Consider the following 16,315-nt stretch of genomic DNA (forward strand, 5'->3'; position numbering starts at 1 on the left):
AACCCGCATTGAGAGGATGACGGATTCTCACGTACCAAACCGGCGCACGGCGCCTACGACTTGGGCCGGAAGGACTTCGTCAGCGTCTTCCAGGTGTCCTTGCGCAGATCGTCGTGCCAGTCGGCGCTCCGCGCGGTGTACATCAGCGCGTAACCGAGGTGGTCGTTCACCACGAAGCCCCGGTCGATCGTGCGGTACCCGGTGCCGCTCTCGGTGTAGGTGAACTCCCAGTCGGCGGTGTTCCAGCCGCGGTAGCCCACCTTCTCGATACGAATCCTGTGGTACTGGGAGCGCACCATGTAGCGCTCCTGGCTCCTCCAGTCCGCCACCGGGTCGTCCTTGGGGGTGCCGGTCCAGGCGACGAGCAGCTTCTGTCCGTCGGGCCCGGTGTAGCGGTCGCCGGCGGCCCCGGCGGAGCGGTACTTCCACCCCTTGGGCAGCCCGATCGAATAGCCCTGGGCACCCTTGCGGGTCGAGACCGCCGGAGCGCTCCCGCCGTCCTTCGAACCGGAGGAGCCGGACGACTCGGAGTCGGCGTCGGAGTCGTCACCGGACCCGCTCGCCTCGGCGCTCGCCGTGCCGTCCGGGCCCGAACCGGAGCCGACGGACGCCGAGGTCGCGCCGTCCGTCCGCTTCCCGGTGTCCGTGCCGCCCGCCGTGTCCTTCTTGTCCTCCTTGGTGGACGCTCCGGCGCTGCTCACGGCCTTGTCCCCGCTCGTACCGCCCTTGTCGTCGCCGTTCAGGGCGATGGCCAGCACGGTCCCGAGCACCGCGAGCGCCACGAGCACGGCGATGACCACCAGCGTGCGCTTGGGCACCACATCGGTCAGCGGGGCCCTCGGCACCGGCCGCGGCGGCAGGCCCAGGTCCGGCGGCGGCACCACGGGCCAGCCGGAAGCGGCCTTGTTCGCGCTGGAGTTCGGCGCGCCGGCGGCGCCCGCGCCAGGGCCCTCCGACCGCACGCCACCCCCGGCAGCAGGCCCGGCGGGGACACCGGGAGCACCGGACCGCGCCCCACCGGAGGCCGCGCCCCCGGCGGCCGGCGCGCCCGGCGCGGCCGGTCCGCTTCCGCTCTTCGCCCGGGCCGTCGCCCCGCCGGTGGCCGCCCCGGCCGCCTTGCGGACCGACCGCAGCGCCCCGCGCAGCTTCTCCCCGGCCTCCTCGCCCCGCCTGCCCTCTGGTCCACCGGACTGCGTCGGCAGCGGAACCACCTGCGTGGCGTCCAGCGGCTTCGGCTCCGGCGCGTGGATGACCGCGTTGAGCATCGCCCGGGCCCCGGCGTCGTCGAGCCGCTGGGCCGGGTCCTTCGTCAGCAGGCCGTAGATGACGTCCCGCAGCGGTCCCGCGTTCTTCGGCTCCTCCAACTGCTCGGTCATCACCGCGGTGAGCGTGGCGATCGCCGAACCCTTGTCGTAGGGCGGCGAGCCCTCGACCGCCGCGTACAGCAGGCCGCCGAGCGACCAGAGGTCGGCCGCCGGGCCCGGCTTGTGGCCGCGGGCGCGCTCCGGGGAGATGTAGGAGGGGGCGCCGACGAGCATGCCGGTGGAGGTGATGGACGGGTCGCCCTCGACCTGCGCGATACCGAAGTCGGTGAGCACGACCCGGCCGTCCTCGGCGATGAGGACGTTGGACGGCTTCACGTCCCGGTGCAGGATGCCCTGCCGGTGTGCGGAGCGCAGCACGTCGAGGATGGCGAGCCCCACCTCGGCGGCGCGCTTCGGCTCCAGCAGGCCGTCCTCGCGGATGACCTCGGCCAGGGACTTGCCCTCGACCAACTCCATGACGATCCAGGGCCGGTCGTCCTCGTCGACGACGTCGAAGACCGTCACCGCGCTGTTGTTGCGGATCCGGGCGATCGCCTTGGCCTCGCGCAGGGTGCGCGTGATCAGGCGCCGCTTCTCCTCCTCGTCGATGTTCGACGGGAACCGCAGCTCCTTGACGGCGACCGTCCGGCCCAGGGTCTCGTCCTCGGCCCGCCAGACCGTGCCCATGCCGCCTCGGCCCAGCACGTCTCCCAGCCGGTACCGCCCGGCGAGGAGACGCCGCTCGCTCTTGTCCTGACGAGTCTCCTGACGAGATGTACCCGCCCGCTCCGCCTCCGACATGCGTCCCCTCATACAACCCGCCCTGACAGAGCCTCCATTGTCTCTCACCCGACAAGTGCCCGGCGCCCAGGGTGCCCCTGGCCGGAGCCCGGCCCCGGCGCCCGCGAAACCACTCTGAAGCGAGCGTTCCGCTTACCGGGATGATGGGTCGCAAGAAGGGAGGAACCGGGATGCCGACGCTTCGGACACTCCTGTCCATACCGGTGTCTCCGGCCCCGCTGCCGGCCCCGACCGCCTCCCGGGACGCCTCCCCGGCCGCCGCCAGGAACTCGTTCCTGCCGCTGCTGGTCAGCGACGGCGGAGCACCGGCCCGCGGCCCCGCCGGCCCGGCGCGACGGCGTGGACGGCGTCCGCTTCCGCCACCAGGCCGCACGACGGGGGCAACACCCGCGCCGGCCGCCTCCGGGCCGACAGCATCACCAAGACCTTCCTCGCGACGGCCGTGCTCCGGCCGACCGCGGAAGACCGGCTGTCCCTCTGCCGGCCCCGGCCGCCTCCCAGGTCGCCGCCACGAACTCGTTCCTGCCGCTGCTGGGCAGCGGCGGCGGAGCACCGGCCGCGGCCCTGCCGGCCCGGCGCGACGGCGTGGACGGCGTCCGCTTCCGCCACCAGGCCGCACGACGGGGGCATCACCCGCGCCGGCCGCCTCCGGGCCGACAGCATCACCAAGACCTTCCTCGCGACGGCCGTGCTCCGGCCGACCGCGGAACACCGGCTGTCCCTGCCCCGCACCGTGGAGCAGCGCCTGCCGGGACTGCCGCACGGGCGTGGCACCGGCGGCCGGCGCACCACCCTGCGGGCCCCGCTCACCCGCACCGGCGGACTGGCCGACTTCACCGAAACCACCCACGCCACGGCGCCCGTGACTGCGCTTCAGGTCCTGCGCATGCTCTTCCCCTCCCTCCGGCCCGCCCGGGCCGCGCCTTGCGCTCCCGCACCCACTACGTCGTGCTCGGCCTGGTCGTCCGCCAGGTGACCGTCACTCCGGCGCCACCGAGGCCGAGCGCCGTCTCATCGCTCCGCCGGGTCTGACGGGTACCTCCTTTCCCGGGGCCCGTAGTTCCCTGCCCTCCCCGCACGGCCGGGCCTACGCGGCCGACGGATCCGACGTCACCCGGCTCGGCCCGCACGTGGCCGGCGCGGCGAGTGAGCTGGTGACCACGCCGGCCGGCCTCGACCGCTTCCACGCGGCCCTGCCAGGCGGCCGGCCGCTGCTCCCGCGCCGGCTGCGCGAGAGGCTCGGCACCCGTGCCGCACACGGCTCGTACGGCATGGGGCTGTTTCCGGTGAAGCTGCCGTGCGGCACCACCGTGTGGGGGCACAACGACCGGATATCCGGCGGCTACGTGCGCAGCGCGGCCACCGCCGACGGCCGCCGTGTCCTCACCTTCCGGGCGAACACGGACGCGATCGCAGTCCCCCGCTTCGAACCGGCCCTGCTCGCCGCCGAGTTCTGCGCCCGCACCTGGTAGAACGACCGGCGTCCGAGCGGAGATCCCGGAACCGTCCACTCGTTCGAGTGAACGTCGGCCCGGTGCCTACAGCGGCACGATGTCCGGCGCGCCCAGCCTGGCCGCGTCCGCCGTCTGGTCGTCCGGCTGGAGCTGGGACTCCCGCTCGGCCTCCACCCGCTTCTCGTAGTGCTCGACCTCGCGCTCGATCTGGTCCTTGCCCCAACCGAGGACGGGTGCCATCAGCTCGGCCGCCTCACGCGCGCTGCGGGTGCCCCGGTCGAAGGTCTCGATGGAGATGCGGGTACGACGGGTGAGGACGTCGTCCAGGTGCCGGGCGCCCTCGTGCGAGGCGGCGTACACCACCTCGGCGCGCAGATAGTCGTCGGCGGCGTGCAGCGGCTCGCCGAGCGAGGGGTCGGCGGCGATGAGGTCCAGGACCTCCTCGGCCATGGAGCCGTACCGGTTCAGCAGGTGTTCCACGCGGACCACGTGCAGCCCGGTACGGGCGGCGATGCGCGCTCGCGCGTTCCACAGCGCCTGGTAGCCCTCCGCGCCGAGCAGCGGGGTCTCCTCGGTCACGCAGTCGGCGACGCGCATGTCCAGGCCGTGCACCGCCTCGTCGACGGCGTCCTTGGCCATCACCCGGTAGGTCGTGTACTTGCCGCCCGCCACGACCACCAGACCCGGCGCGGGATGGGCGACCGTGTGCTCGCGGGACAGCTTGCTGGTGGCGTCGGACTCGCCGGCCAGCAGCGGGCGCAGCCCGGCGTACACCCCCTGCACGTCGTCGCGGGCGAGGGGCACGGCGAGCACCGAGTTGACGTGTTCCAGCAGATAGTCGATGTCGGCGCTGGACGCCGCCGGGTGGGCCTTGTCCAGGTCCCACTCCGTGTCGGTGGTGCCGACGATCCAGTGCCGGCCCCAGGGGATGACGAACAGCACGGACTTCTCCGTGCGCAGGATCAGGCCGGTGGTGGAGTGGATGCGGTCCTTGGGCACGACCAGGTGGATGCCCTTGGAGGCGCGGACGTGGAACTGCCCGCGTTCACCGACCATGGCCTGGGTGTCGTCGGTCCACACGCCGGTGGCGTTGACGATCTGCTGGGCGCGGATCTCGTACTCGCCGCCGGCCTCCACGTCCTGCACCCGGGCACCGACGACCCGCTCGCCCTCGCGCAGGAACCCGGTCACGCGCGCACGGTTGGCCACCTTCGCGCCGTAGGACGCCGCCGTGCGCACCAGGGTGGCCACGAAGCGGGCGTCGTCCATCTGGGCGTCGTAGTACTGCAGGGCGCCGACCAGGGCGTCCTTGCGCAGGCAGGGGGCGACGCGCAGGGCGTGACGACGGCTCAGGTGCCGGTGTATCGGCAGGCCCCGGCCGTGACCGCGGGCCATCGACATCGCGTCGTACAGCGCGACGCCCGAGCCCGCGTACAGCCGCTCCCAGCCCTTGTGCTGGAGCGGGTAGAGGAACGGCACCGGTTTGACCAGGTGCGGGGCGAGGCGTTCCAGGAGCAGGCCGCGCTCCTTGAGGGCCTCGCGGACCAGGGCGAAGTCGAGCATCTCCAGATACCGCAGACCGCCGTGGATCAGCTTGCTGGACCGGCTGGAGGTGCCGGACGCCCAGTCGCGGGCCTCGACCAGGCCGGTGGACAGACCGCGGGTGACGGCGTCCAGCGCGGTGCCGGCACCCACCACTCCGCCGCCGACCACCAGCACGTCCAGCTCGCGCTCCGCCATCGCCGCCAGTGCCTCGGCGCGCTGCGCCGGCCCCAGAGTCGCTGTCCTCACCGCTGCCTCCCGGTGTCGCACACTCGCTCGCGTCGGCCGCACCCGGCGGGCGAAGCCCGGTTCATCCCCTCCTCATGCCCAAATTCTGACCGTGTTGCCCGGCTTCAGCCACCACGGGCCCCGAACCTGTGGACAACTCGCGCACAACCCCAGGCAAGACACACGAACACAATCACACATAGCGGTCATATGTGTACCTAGTCTGACAGTGCGCTCGCTCTGCTTGTCCACAGCGCTTGCGCACCTGTCCCGCTTCGGCTACTGGGAAGGACGGCTCACGCCATGCCCGCAGACCTCGCCGTCATCGGACTCGGTCCCTACGGCTTGCCGCTCGCCCAGGCCGCCGTCGCCGCCGGCATCGCCACGGTCGGCTATGCCACCGGCCCCGAGGCCGGCTCGCTCAGCCCGGCGGAGCTGCGCCGGATGCACTCCGCCGGATTCCGCCCCGTCACCGACGCGGCCCAGCTCGGCCGGGTGCGCACCGCGGTGATCTGCGCGCCCACCCCGCGCGGTGCCGACGGCGCCCTCGACCTCACCCAGGTCGAGTCGGCCGCCCGCACCCTGGCCGCGCGCCTGCGTCCGCACACCACGGTCATCCTGGAGTCGCCCGTGCTCCCCGGGACGACGGAGGAGTTCCTGCGGCCGCTGCTGGAGGAGGGCTCGGGGCTGCGCGCCGGCCGCGACTTCCACCTCGCCTACGCCCCCAGCCGGGTCGACCCCGGCAGCCGCGACCGCACCCCGGCCGGCACTCCGAAGGTCATCGGCGGTCTCACCCCCGCCTGCACCGAGTCGGCCGCCGCGTTCTACGGCCGGCTCACCGACAAGGTGGTACGCGCGCGTGGCCTGCGCGAGGCGGAGGCCGTGCAACTGCTGGAGACCAACTTCCGGCACGTCAACATCGCGCTCGTCAACGAGATGGCCGTCCTCTGCCACGAGCTGGGCGTCGACCTGTGGGACGTCATCCGCTGCGCGGAGACCAAGCCCTTCGGCTTCCAGGCGTTCCGTCCGGGCCCGGGCGTCGGCGGGCACGGGGTCCCGCAGGACCTGACCGGGCACGCCACCCGCACCCTGCGCATGGTCGAACTGGCCCAGCAGGTCAACAGCCGGATGCCCCGGTACGTCGTCCAGCGCGCGGCCACGCTCCTCAACGAACACGGCAAGTCCGCGCGCGGGGCCCGCGTCCTGCTCCTGGGCGTCACCTACAAGCCCGACCTCGCCGACCTCCAGGGCACCCCGGCCCAGGAGATCGCCACACGGCTGATGGGCCTCGGCGCGGCCGTCAGCTACCACGACCCCTACGTCCCCGCGTGGAGCGTCCTGGACCGGCCCGTGCCGCGCGCGGACTCCTTCTACGAGGCGGCGGCCGACGCCGACCTCACGATCCTGCTCCAGCAACACCGGACGTACGACCTGCAGGGACTCTCGGTGAAGGCCCAGCTGCTGCTGGACACCCGGGGGGCCACGCCCACGGGGGCGGCGCATCGGTTGTGAAGGGGGGCGCGCGGTGGTGTGGGAGCCGGGGGTTGGTGGCCTGGGGGAATGGACGCCGGTACCTTGGGGCAGGTGGAGCCCACCGCAGCAGGCACTGCGGCAGGCTCCGGATAAGTGATTGGAGTGTCCACCCCTAGTTCGCGTGGGGGTGGCCGCTCACTTCCCGTAGATCCACAAGACGCAGCCGCCCAGTGGCCCGGTGGACGGTCCGTCGGATTCGGGCCGGGCCCCGAGGGCGGGGTCCGGTCCATGTCCTTGGAAGGGGGCACCCAGCGGAACTGGGTCGCCGATCACGGACACTACCGCCCCACTACGCCCGTTCAGCCCCCATTCGCCCCGAACGCAACCACGCGCCCCCTCCGCGCATCGCGCCCCCAGCACGGCCCACTCGGCCGCACCCGGGCATGCGAAAGGGCCGGTCGTCCGCTCGGACGACCGGCCCTCCAGGCGTCGTGGCGACCGCCTCGCCGACTACCGCCGGTGCTGGCTGTCCGCCACGGTCACCTCGACCCGCTGGAACTCCTTCAGCTCGCTGTAGCCGGTGGTGGCCATGGCGCGGCGCAGGGCACCGAAGAAGTTCATCGAGCCGTCCGGGGTGTGCGACGGGCCGGTGAGGATCTCCTCGATCGTGCCGACCGTGCCCAGGTCGACCTTCTGGCCGCGGGGCAGCTCCTCGTTGACCGCCTCCATGCCCCAGTGGTGGCCCTTGCCGGGCGCGTCCGTGCCGCGGGCCAGCGGGGAGCCCATCATGACCGCGTCGGCACCGCAGGCGATGGCCTTGGGCAGGTCGCCGGACCAGCCGACGCCGCCGTCCGCGATCACGTGCACGTACCGGCCGCCGGACTCGTCCATGTAGTCCCGGCGGGCCGCGGCCACGTCGGCGACGGCCGTGGCCATCGGTACCTGGATGCCGAGCACGTTGCGCGTGGTGTGCGCGGCGCCGCCGCCGAAGCCCACGAGCACGCCCGCGGCGCCCGTGCGCATCAGGTGCAGGGCAGCCGTGTAGGTGGCGCAGCCGCCGACGATCACCGGGACGTCCAGCTCGTAGATGAACTGCTTCAGGTTCAGCGGTTCGTGCGAGGAGGACACGTGCTCCGCCGAGACCGTCGTGCCCCGGATGACGAAGATGTCCACGCCCGCGTCCACGACCGCCTTGGAGAACTGGGCGGTGCGCTGCGGGGAGAGCGCGGCGGCGGTGACCACGCCGGAGTCGCGGACCTCCTTGATGCGGGCGCCGATCAGCTCCTCCTTGATCGGTGCCGCGTAGACCTCCTGGAGGCGGCGGGTCGCCTGCTCGGCGGGGAGCTCGGCGATCTCGTCCAGCAGCGGCTGCGGGTCCTCGTACCGCGTCCACAGGCCCTCGAGGTTCAGCACGCCGAGCCCGCCCAGCTCGCCGATGCGGATCGCGGTGGCCGGGGAGACCACCGAGTCCATGGGAGCGGCCAGGAACGGCAGCTCGAAGCGGTAGGCGTCGATCTGCCAGGCGATCGAGACCTCCTTCGGGTCCCGCGTACGGCGGCTGGGGACGACGGCGATGTCGTCGAAGGCGTACGCCCGGCGGCCGCGCTTGCCGCGCCCGATCTCGATCTCAGTCACGTTGGTGGCCTTTCCCTATGCGTTGCAGCGCCTTCCAGTATCGCCGACGGGTACGGCAACGGCGGCCCCGGATGCTCCGGGACCGCCGCGGTACGAGCGTCACGCGCGCGTGGGCGTCACCGCTTGCTGCTGTAGTTCGGCGCCTCGACCGTCATCTGGATGTCGTGCGGGTGGCTCTCCTTCAGGCCCGCCGAGGTGATCCGCACGAACCGGCCGTTCGCCTGGAGCTCGGGGACGGTCCGGCCGCCGACGTAGAACATCGACTGGCGCAGGCCGCCGACCAGCTGGTGGACGACGGAGGACAGCGGGCCGCGGTAGGGCACCTGGCCCTCGATGCCCTCGGGGATCAGCTGCTCGTCGGAGGCGACGCCCTCCTGGAAGTAGCGGTCCTTGGAGAACGACCTGCGGTCGCCGCGGGACTGCATGGCGCCGAGCGAGCCCATGCCACGGTACGACTTGAACTGCTTGCCGTTGATGAACAGCAGCTCGCCCGGGGACTCCTCGCAGCCCGCCAGCAGCGAGCCGAGCATCACCGTGTCCGCGCCCGCGACCAGCGCCTTGGCGATGTCACCGGAGTACTGCAGGCCGCCGTCGCCGATCACCGGGACACCGGCCTCCTTGGCGGCGAGCGCGGCCTCGTAGATCGCGGTGACCTGGGGGACGCCGACGCCGGCGACCACGCGGGTCGTACAGATGGAGCCCGGTCCGACACCGACCTTGATGCCGTCGGCGCCGGCGTCGACCAGTGCCTGCGCGCCGTCGCGGGTGGCGATGTTGCCGCCGATGACGTCGACGCCGGAGGAGTTCGACTTGATCTTGGCGATCATGTCGCCGACCAGGCGGGAGTGGCCGTGCGCGGTGTCCACGACGATGAAGTCGACGCCCGCCTCGATCAGGGCCTGGGCGCGCTCGAAGGCGTCACCGGCGACACCGACCGCGGCGCCGACCAGCAGGCGGCCCTCGGCGTCCTTGGCGGCGTTCGGGTACTTCTCCGCCTTGACGAAGTCCTTGACCGTGATCAGGCCCTTGAGGACGCCCTCGTCGTCGACCAGCGGCAGCTTCTCGATCTTGTGCTTGCGCAGCAGCTCCATGGCCTCCGGGCCGGAGATGCCGACCTTGCCGGTGACCAGCGGCATCGGGGTCATGACCTCGTGCACGCGGCGGCTGCGGTCGCTCTCGAAGGCCATGTCCCGGTTGGTGACGATGCCGAGCAGCTTCTTGTCGCCGTCGGTCACCGGGACGCCGCTGATGCGGAACTTGCCGCACAGCGCGTCGGCCTCGGCGAGCGTGGCCTCCGGGTGGATGGTGATCGGGTCGGTGACCATGCCCGACTCGGAGCGCTTCACCAGGTCGACCTGGTTGGCCTGGTCCTCGATGGAGAGGTTGCGGTGCAGGACGCCGACGCCGCCCTGGCGGGCCATCGCGATCGCCATGCGGGACTCGGTCACCTTGTCCATGGCGGCGGACAGCAGCGGGATGTTGACCCGCACATTCTTGGAGACGTACGAGGCGGTGTCGATCTCGTCGGGTGCCATGTCCGACGGGCCCGGCAGCAGCAGCACGTCGTCGTAGGTCAGCCCGAGTGTCGCGAATTTACCGGGCACTCCGTCGACGTTGGCAGTCATGACACCTTCCCCAAATGGCCTTGATCGGTGCGGATGTCCATGCTAACGGGAAGCGTCGCTAGCAAATTCCACGGTACGGGGTCGCTTCCGGCTTCGTATGTTCGTACGGAAACGACGGTGCACCTGTTCAGCGAAGGAGCTACGGCGGCTCCGCGGACGGGGATTACTGTTCGGCGAGCGCCCTGAGGCGGCTCAGCGCCCGGTGCTGGGCCACGCGGACCGCGCCGGGTGACATTCCCAACATCTGCCCGGTCTCCTCCGCGGTCAAGCCCACCGCGATGCGCAGCAGGAGCAGTTCGCGCTGGTTCTCGGGCAGGTTGGCCAGCAGTTTCTTGGCCCACTCGGCGTCGCTGCTGAGCAGGGCGCGCTCCTCGGGGCCGAGGGAGTCGTCGGGCCGCTCGGGCATCTCGTCGGACGGCACCGCGGTCGATCCGGGGTGGCGCATCGCCGCCCGCTGGAGGTCGGCGACCTTGTGCGAGGCGATGGCGAAGACGAACGCCTCGAAGGGGCGGCCGGTGTCGCGGTAGCGCGGCAGGGCCAGCAGAACCGCCACGCAGACCTCCTGGGCGAGGTCCTCCACGAAGTGCCGGGCGTCGCCGGGGAGCCGGGACAGCCGGGTGCGGCAGTAACGCAGCGCCAGTGGGTGGACGTGCGCGAGCAGATCGTGCGTGGCCTGCTCGTCCCCGTCGACGGCACGATGCACGAGCGCACCGATCGCCCCGTGGGCCGTGCCCGCCTCGTCGTCGCGCATCGGTCCATGGTGCCCTGCGGCCGTCCGGTCCGTCGCATCGTGTTCGTGGTTGTGCACCGAAGCGTTATGAGCAGGTGCGCCGGCACTCATCCCCTGCGCCCTCCCCTTCCGCTCGACCGACTCGTCCCCGAGAGACTCCACATCTCAAGGATGCGGCATCCGCGCCGAAACGAGCAGCGCGCGTCCGGCGGGCCGCCTTGCGCCCGTCCCGCCAGGGTGTTCCCGGGAGTCGCGCGCCGGCGCACCAGCACGCTGTGTGAGGCGTGCGCGTGCGCCGGTGAACACCGCCGCCCGCCGGAGCCGCGGCCGTGCGGCACGCGGGGCGATGACTCGGGACCACCCGCCCACGCGCACGACCGGACCCCAGGGCCGCCTGCGCGCGCGTACGGCCGGACCCCGGGGCCGCCTGCGCGCGCGTACGGCCCGACCCCGCGGCCGCCTGCACCCGCGCACGGCCCGACCCCGCGGCCGCCTGCACCCGCGTACGGCCAGGATCCGGGCGCGTCTGCCCGCGCGCACGGCCGGGACCGGGGCACGCTTGTCCGTGCGCACGGCGATGACGTGCGCCAGGTGGTCCGCTCGCCCGGCGCGGTCCCCCCGGTGCTTCGGGGGACGCGCCGTAGCGTCATCGGCACGGCCTGCCGGGCCCCTATCAAGGCAGGGCCCGGTCAGAGCGCGCCCGGGGCACGCGCGTAGGGCACGCCGGCCTACCGCCGACTCCGTCTTGCGTGGCCCGCGAGGAGCGCGCACGGGCGCTGCCGCAGGGCATGAGGGCAGCGAGCCGGGGTGCACTCGGGCACGGAAGGACCACGTCGGACCGGAGTCCGCGCCGCGTTCCGTGACCGCCCGGGGCGCGCCGGGCCCCCGGGAAAGCGGCGCCGTACCGGAGCGCCGGGCCGCCGCCGGCCCCGGGCCCCGCCGTACCGACCGGCCGCCCGGACGGGAGCACCGGGCGTGAGCGGGGCAGGGCGAGGACGGCATCGGTCCGCGGTGCGCACCACATCCACCGGCCGCTGACGGCACCGGCCGGCGGCCCGCACCGCGTCCGCCAGGCAGCCACGGCACCGCTCGACAGTCCGAGCCGCATCCGCCAGGCAGCGACGACGCCGGCCCGCAGCCGACACCGCGTCCGCCAGGCAGCCACGGCACCGCTCGACAGTCCGAGCCGCGTCCGCCAGGCAGCGACGGCACCGGCACGCAGCCGACACCGCACCCACCAGGTGCCGACGACACCCGCCCGCAGCCGACACCGCATCCGCCAGACAGCGACGGCACCGCTCGACAGTCCGAGCCGCGTCCGCCAGACAGCGACGGCACCGCTCGACAGTCCGAGCCGCATCCACCAGGCAGCGACGACGCCGGTCCACAGTCCACACCGCGTCCGCCAGGTTCTGACGGCACCGGGCCGCACTGCCCACCGCACCCGCCGGGTGGCGACGGTGGCGGGCCGCGGTGCGCGTCCCGGCCGCCGGACGGCGGGCGTCGGTGTCGGGCGGCCCGCAGGGCCTCGCACCGGTTACCGGACCAGTCCCCAGCGGAAGCCGAGGGCCACCGCGTGGGCCCGGTCGGAGGCGCCGAGCTTCTTGAACAGGCGCCGCGCGTGCGTCTTGACGGTGTCCTCGGAGAGGAACAGCTCACGACCGATCTCGGCGTTCGAGCGGCCGTGGCTCATGCCCTCCAGGACCTGGATCTCACGCGCGGTGAGCGTGGGCGCCGCGCCCATCTCGGCCGAGCGCAGACGGCGCGGGGCGAGCCGCCAGGTCGGGTCGGCGAGCGCCTGTGTCACCGTGGCCCGCAGTTCGGCACGCGAGGCGTCCTTGTGCAGGTAGCCACGGGCTCCGGCGGCGACCGCGAGGGCCACCCCGTCGAGGTCCTCGGCAACCGTGAGCATGATGATCCGTGCGCCCGGGTCGGCCGACAGCAGCCGGCGCACGGTCTCGACGCCGCCCAGACCGGGCATGCGCACGTCCATCAGAATGAGGTCGGAACGGTCGGCGCCCCAGCGGCGGAGGACTTCCTCGCCGTTGGCCGCCGTCGTCACGCGCTCGACACCGGGCACGGTCGCGACCGCGCGGCGCAGCGCTTCTCGGGCAAGCGGGGAGTCGTCGCAGACGAGGACGGATGTCATGACCGCCCTCCGCAGCTGATGCGCGTCACCTTGAGCCTCCAGGCTGGTACGGATTCGTCACCTGTGCGGTCGACCGTCTCGGACGCCTGCCCGAGCGCTTGTGGCTTCAACCGCCTCCGCACTCTCAACGACGGTCACTCGAAAGAGTTACGGCTCCGCGTGCCGTCTTCGGCACTCTACGTGAGGGCACCGACACGGTGCAGACATGCTCAACGGACTCTCAACTTTTCATCACAACCTATGCCCCATTCGGCCCCTTTTCTTCCCGTTTCGCAGTGTCCGGGGCTAGATTCGCAATGAGTCATATTTTCATCTCCTTAGACCGGAGATGTACGGTCGTTGGCACCGTATCCGCCCAGAACGGCGACAAGGGGTCACGTAATGGCAGATTTCTCCCGCCTTCCCGGACCGAACGCGGACCTGTGGGACTGGCAGCTGCTGGCTGCCTGCCGCGGCGTGGACAGCTCGCTCTTCTTCCACCCGGAGGGCGAGCGCGGGGCGGCTCGGAGCGCTCGCGAGAACTCGGCCAAGGAGGTCTGCATGAGGTGCCCGGTCCGTGCGGAGTGCGCGGCGCACGCGCTGGCGGTGCGCGAGCCGTACGGGGTCTGGGGCGGACTGACCGAGGACGAGCGTGAGGAGTTGATGGGGCGGGCGCGCAACCGCCTCGTGGCGGCGTCGAGCACCAGCGGAGACACCGCGTCAGATCACTGAAGGAACGTTTCTGCATCCATGGGCGACCATTCCTTCCCCACCGGGCACGCACGCGCGTGCCCGTGACTTTGCCGCGCGCCCTACGCGCGTCCGGCCGCCCGTACCGCCCGGGCCAGCTGTTCCAGCGTCGCCGCCACGGCCGGCACCTGTGCCAGGTCGGGCAGGGTGAGGGCGACGATCTCCCGCCGGACCGCCGGTTCCAGGCGGACCGTGCGCACACCGCGCGGCCGTACCGACTCCACGGCCAGCTGGGGCAGTACCGCCACTCCGAGGCCCGCGCCGACCAGACCGACCACGGCCGGGTAGTCGTCGGTGGCGAAGTCGATGCGCGGGGTGAAGCCGGCCCCCTCGCACACCTCGATCAGCTGGCCGCGGCAGCGCGGGCAGCCCGCGATCCAGGGTTCCTCGGCCAGCTCGCCGATGGCGACGGCCTCCGCGCGCGCGAGCCGGTGCCGTTCGGGCACCAGGGCGACCAGGCGGTCGGTGAGCAGGGGGCGTACGACGAGGTCGTCCCACTCCTCCGCGACCGCCGCGCCCTCGTAGCGAAAGGCCAGGGCCAGGTCGCAGTCGCCCTCGCGGAGCAGTTCGACGGAGCGCGGGGGCTCGGCCTCCTCCAGGGAGACCCGGGTGCCGGGGTGGGCGGCGCGCAGGGCGGCCAGGGCGGTGGGGACCAGGGTGGAGCTGCCGCTGGGAAAGGAGACGAGCCGGACCCGGCCCGCGCGCAGGCCGGCGATGGCGGCGACCTCCTCCTCGGCGGCGGTGAGTCCGGCGAGGATGCCGGAGGCGTGCCGGACCAGCGCCTCGCCGGCCTGGGTGAGGCGCATCTCCCGGCCCGTGCGGACCAGCAGCGGGGTGCCGACGGAGGTCTCCAGGGCCTTCATCTGCTGACTGACGGCGGGCTGGGTGCAGCCCAGCACGCGCCCCGCCGCCGAGAAGGATCCGGTGGTGGCGACGGCGCGCAGGACGCGGAGATGACGGGCCTCGATCACCTGTCGAGCATAAGGCAGCCTTGGACCGGACGCCGGATAATGCGTCGACGCTTTGGGTCCGGATCGCTTACCGTGCGGGGATGAAGCTTCTTTCCGTCAATGTCGGCACGCCGCGGCAGGTTCCCTACACCAGCCAGCCGGAGGGTCTGACCGGTATCGACAAGCGCCCGACGGACGGGCCGGTGCGGGTCGCGGCGCCGGGGCCCAAGGGGACCGGCGGGAGCGGGCTCGCCGGGGACGCGGTGTGCCACCTGCGCCACCACGGCGGGGACGAGCAGGCGGTGTACGCGTACGCCCGCGAGGACCTCGACGCGTGGGAGCGCGAACTCGGCAGGTCGCTGGCGAACGGTTGCTTCGGGGAGAACCTGACGACGGACGGCCTGGACGTCTCGGGGGCGCTGATCGGCGAGCGCTGGCGGATCGGTTCCGAGGTGGTGCTGGAGGTGACCTCGGGCCGGATCCCGTGCAACACGTTCCAGGGCCATCTGGGCGAGCGCGGCTGGGTCAGGAGGTTCACGCGGAAGGGCGCAACGGGTGCCTACCTCCGGGTGATCGAGCCGGGTGAGATCCGGACGGGCGACCCGGTGGAGATCGTGCACCGTCCGGACCACGGGGTGACGGCGGCGCTGGAGTTCCGCGCGGTCACCACCGAGCGGGAGCTGCTGCCGCGGCTGCTCGCGGCGGGCGAGGCGCTGCACTCGGAGTCGCTGGCGAAGGCCCGGGAGTACGTGACCCGGCACGAGGTCTGACATCTCGTCAGGACGCCGCCGGGGACAGGGCGCGCGGGCAGCGGAGGCCGTCGGTCCGGGTCACTACCCTTGGGCCATGACAACGTCTCTGATTACGGGATCGACCGCGGGGATCGGTGCCGCGTTCGCGCGCCGCCTGGCGGCTGACGGGCACGACCTCGTGCTGGTGGCGCGGGACACCGGGCGGCTGCGCGAGCAGGCGACGGAACTGCACGACCGGCACGGCATCGAGGTGGAGGTGCTGACCGCCGACCTGGCCGAGGACAAGGGCATCGAGGCGGTCGCCGAGCGACTGGGCGACCGGAGGAACCCGGTCGACCTGCTGGTCAACAACGCCGGCTTCGGCAACAAGGGCCGCTATCTGGACGTGCCGATGGCGGACGAGCTGCGGATGCTCAAGGTGCACTGCGAGGCGGTGCTCCGGCTGACGTCGGCGGCGGCCGCGGCGATGCGCGAGCGCGGCCGGGGCGGGGTGGTGAACGTCGCCTCGGTCGCCGCCTTCGTCCCGCGCGGCACGTACGGCGCGTCCAAGGCATGGGTCGTGCAGTTCACCCAGGGCGCGGCGAAGGACCTGGCGGGCAGCGGGGTGCGGCTGATGGCGCTGTGCCCGGGCTTCGTGCGGACGGAGTTCCACCAGCGGGCCGGGATGGGCACGGACAACATCCCGGGCTGGATGTGGCTGGACGCGGACAAGCTGGTCGCGGCGGCCCTGGCCGACCTTGCACGCGGCAGGACGCTGTCCATCCCCGACCCCCGGTACAAGGCGCTGATGGGGCTGGTGAAGGTGACGCCCCGCGGGCTGCTGGGCGGGATCAGCTCCCGGACGGGGCGCAGGTACGGGCCGCAGTAGCGACGGGTGACGCCGCCGTCCCGGTGGGAAAATGGGCGGGACGGTACCGGACCCAGGGGGGTCGGAGGCGGCGTC

At 72.8% G+C, this 16,315-nt stretch carries 12 protein-coding genes; 5 read left to right on the forward strand and 7 right to left on the reverse strand.

The features are described from left to right. Positions 1–53: 53 nt before the first annotated feature. Positions 54–2,105: a serine/threonine-protein kinase gene (locus ACZ4VF_RS18440; RefSeq protein ID WP_467927056.1), complete on the reverse strand. Its 2,052-nt coding sequence runs from the start codon at positions 2,103–2,105 to the stop codon at positions 54–56. A 1,154-nt stretch (positions 2,106–3,259) separates the two neighbouring features. Here ACZ4VF_RS18440 and ACZ4VF_RS18445 point away from each other — a divergent pair. Beyond that, positions 3,260–3,577, forward strand: a complete 318-nt coding sequence (locus tag ACZ4VF_RS18445; protein WP_467927057.1) for a hypothetical protein — start codon at positions 3,260–3,262, stop codon at positions 3,575–3,577. Between the two features lie 66 nt (positions 3,578–3,643). Here ACZ4VF_RS18445 and ACZ4VF_RS18450 read toward each other — a convergent pair whose 3' ends face one another. Then, positions 3,644–5,350, reverse strand: a complete 1,707-nt coding sequence (locus ACZ4VF_RS18450; RefSeq protein WP_467927058.1) for a glycerol-3-phosphate dehydrogenase/oxidase — start codon at positions 5,348–5,350, stop codon at positions 3,644–3,646. Positions 5,351–5,632: 282 nt separating this feature from the next. Between ACZ4VF_RS18450 and ACZ4VF_RS18455 the strand changes: the two genes are divergently transcribed. Further along, a complete protein-coding gene (locus ACZ4VF_RS18455) occupies positions 5,633–6,841 on the forward strand; it encodes a nucleotide sugar dehydrogenase (RefSeq protein ID WP_467927060.1) in 1,209 nt (402 codons plus the stop codon). A gap of 471 nt (positions 6,842–7,312) precedes the next feature. On the opposite strand, the gene ACZ4VF_RS18460 is transcribed toward ACZ4VF_RS18455, so the two are convergent. The 4 genes from ACZ4VF_RS18460 to ACZ4VF_RS18475 all read right to left on the reverse strand — a co-directional run bounded on the left by ACZ4VF_RS18460 (position 7,313) and on the right by ACZ4VF_RS18475 (position 12,941). After that, positions 7,313–8,437: a GuaB3 family IMP dehydrogenase-related protein gene (locus ACZ4VF_RS18460; RefSeq protein WP_467927061.1), complete on the reverse strand. Its 1,125-nt coding sequence runs from the start codon at positions 8,435–8,437 to the stop codon at positions 7,313–7,315. Positions 8,438–8,553: 116 nt separating this feature from the next. Further along, on the reverse strand, positions 8,554–10,062 hold the full coding sequence (gene guaB, locus ACZ4VF_RS18465; protein WP_189298259.1) for an IMP dehydrogenase: 1,509 nt from the start codon (positions 10,060–10,062) through the stop codon (positions 8,554–8,556). Positions 10,063–10,225: 163 nt separating this feature from the next. After that, positions 10,226–10,813 (reverse strand): sigma-70 family RNA polymerase sigma factor, encoded by a 588-nt coding sequence (locus tag ACZ4VF_RS18470; RefSeq protein WP_030641278.1) that lies wholly within the window; start codon positions 10,811–10,813, stop codon positions 10,226–10,228. 1,516 nt (positions 10,814–12,329) lie between these two features. Next, the gene (locus tag ACZ4VF_RS18475) at positions 12,330–12,941 is read right to left on the reverse strand and encodes a response regulator transcription factor (RefSeq protein WP_003948568.1); all 612 of its coding nucleotides are present in this window, start codon (positions 12,939–12,941) and stop codon (positions 12,330–12,332) included. 381 nt (positions 12,942–13,322) lie between these two features. Between ACZ4VF_RS18475 and ACZ4VF_RS18480 the strand changes: the two genes are divergently transcribed. Continuing rightward, the gene (locus ACZ4VF_RS18480; protein WP_189298255.1) at positions 13,323–13,652 is read left to right on the forward strand and encodes a WhiB family transcriptional regulator; all 330 of its coding nucleotides are present in this window, start codon (positions 13,323–13,325) and stop codon (positions 13,650–13,652) included. A gap of 80 nt (positions 13,653–13,732) precedes the next feature. On the opposite strand, the gene ACZ4VF_RS18485 is transcribed toward ACZ4VF_RS18480, so the two are convergent. Continuing rightward, the gene (locus ACZ4VF_RS18485; RefSeq protein WP_467927063.1) at positions 13,733–14,641 is read right to left on the reverse strand and encodes a LysR family transcriptional regulator; all 909 of its coding nucleotides are present in this window, start codon (positions 14,639–14,641) and stop codon (positions 13,733–13,735) included. Positions 14,642–14,721: 80 nt separating this feature from the next. Here ACZ4VF_RS18485 and ACZ4VF_RS18490 point away from each other — a divergent pair, with 80 nt between their 5' ends. Both ACZ4VF_RS18490 and ACZ4VF_RS18495 read left to right on the forward strand, forming a co-directional pair. Further along, positions 14,722–15,390, forward strand: coding sequence for an MOSC domain-containing protein (locus ACZ4VF_RS18490; protein WP_467927064.1), 669 nt, complete (start codon positions 14,722–14,724; stop codon positions 15,388–15,390). Positions 15,391–15,466: 76 nt separating this feature from the next. Then, positions 15,467–16,240, forward strand: coding sequence for an SDR family NAD(P)-dependent oxidoreductase (locus ACZ4VF_RS18495; protein WP_467927066.1), 774 nt, complete (start codon positions 15,467–15,469; stop codon positions 16,238–16,240). Positions 16,241–16,315 lie beyond the last annotated feature (75 nt).

It is taken from the genome of Streptomyces sp. NPDC029151, from assembly GCF_055564315.1.

Excerpts from the sequence above, each read along its gene's own strand:
- ACZ4VF_RS18490 (WP_467927064.1), top strand. The coding sequence starts at position 14,722 with ATGAAGCTTCTTTCCGTCAATGTCGGCACGCCGCGGCAGGTTCCCTAC.
- ACZ4VF_RS18440 (WP_467927056.1), bottom strand. The coding sequence starts at position 2,105 with ATGTCGGAGGCGGAGCGGGCGGGTACATCTCGTCAGGAGACTCGTCAG.
- ACZ4VF_RS18495 (WP_467927066.1), top strand. The coding sequence starts at position 15,467 with ATGACAACGTCTCTGATTACGGGATCGACCGCGGGGATCGGTGCCGCG.
- ACZ4VF_RS18475 (WP_003948568.1), bottom strand. The coding sequence starts at position 12,941 with ATGACATCCGTCCTCGTCTGCGACGACTCCCCGCTTGCCCGAGAAGCG.
- guaB (WP_189298259.1), bottom strand. The coding sequence starts at position 10,062 with ATGACTGCCAACGTCGACGGAGTGCCCGGTAAATTCGCGACACTCGGG.
- ACZ4VF_RS18470 (WP_030641278.1), bottom strand. The coding sequence starts at position 10,813 with ATGCGCGACGACGAGGCGGGCACGGCCCACGGGGCGATCGGTGCGCTC.
- ACZ4VF_RS18455 (WP_467927060.1), top strand. The coding sequence starts at position 5,633 with ATGCCCGCAGACCTCGCCGTCATCGGACTCGGTCCCTACGGCTTGCCG.
- ACZ4VF_RS18480 (WP_189298255.1), top strand. The coding sequence starts at position 13,323 with ATGGCAGATTTCTCCCGCCTTCCCGGACCGAACGCGGACCTGTGGGAC.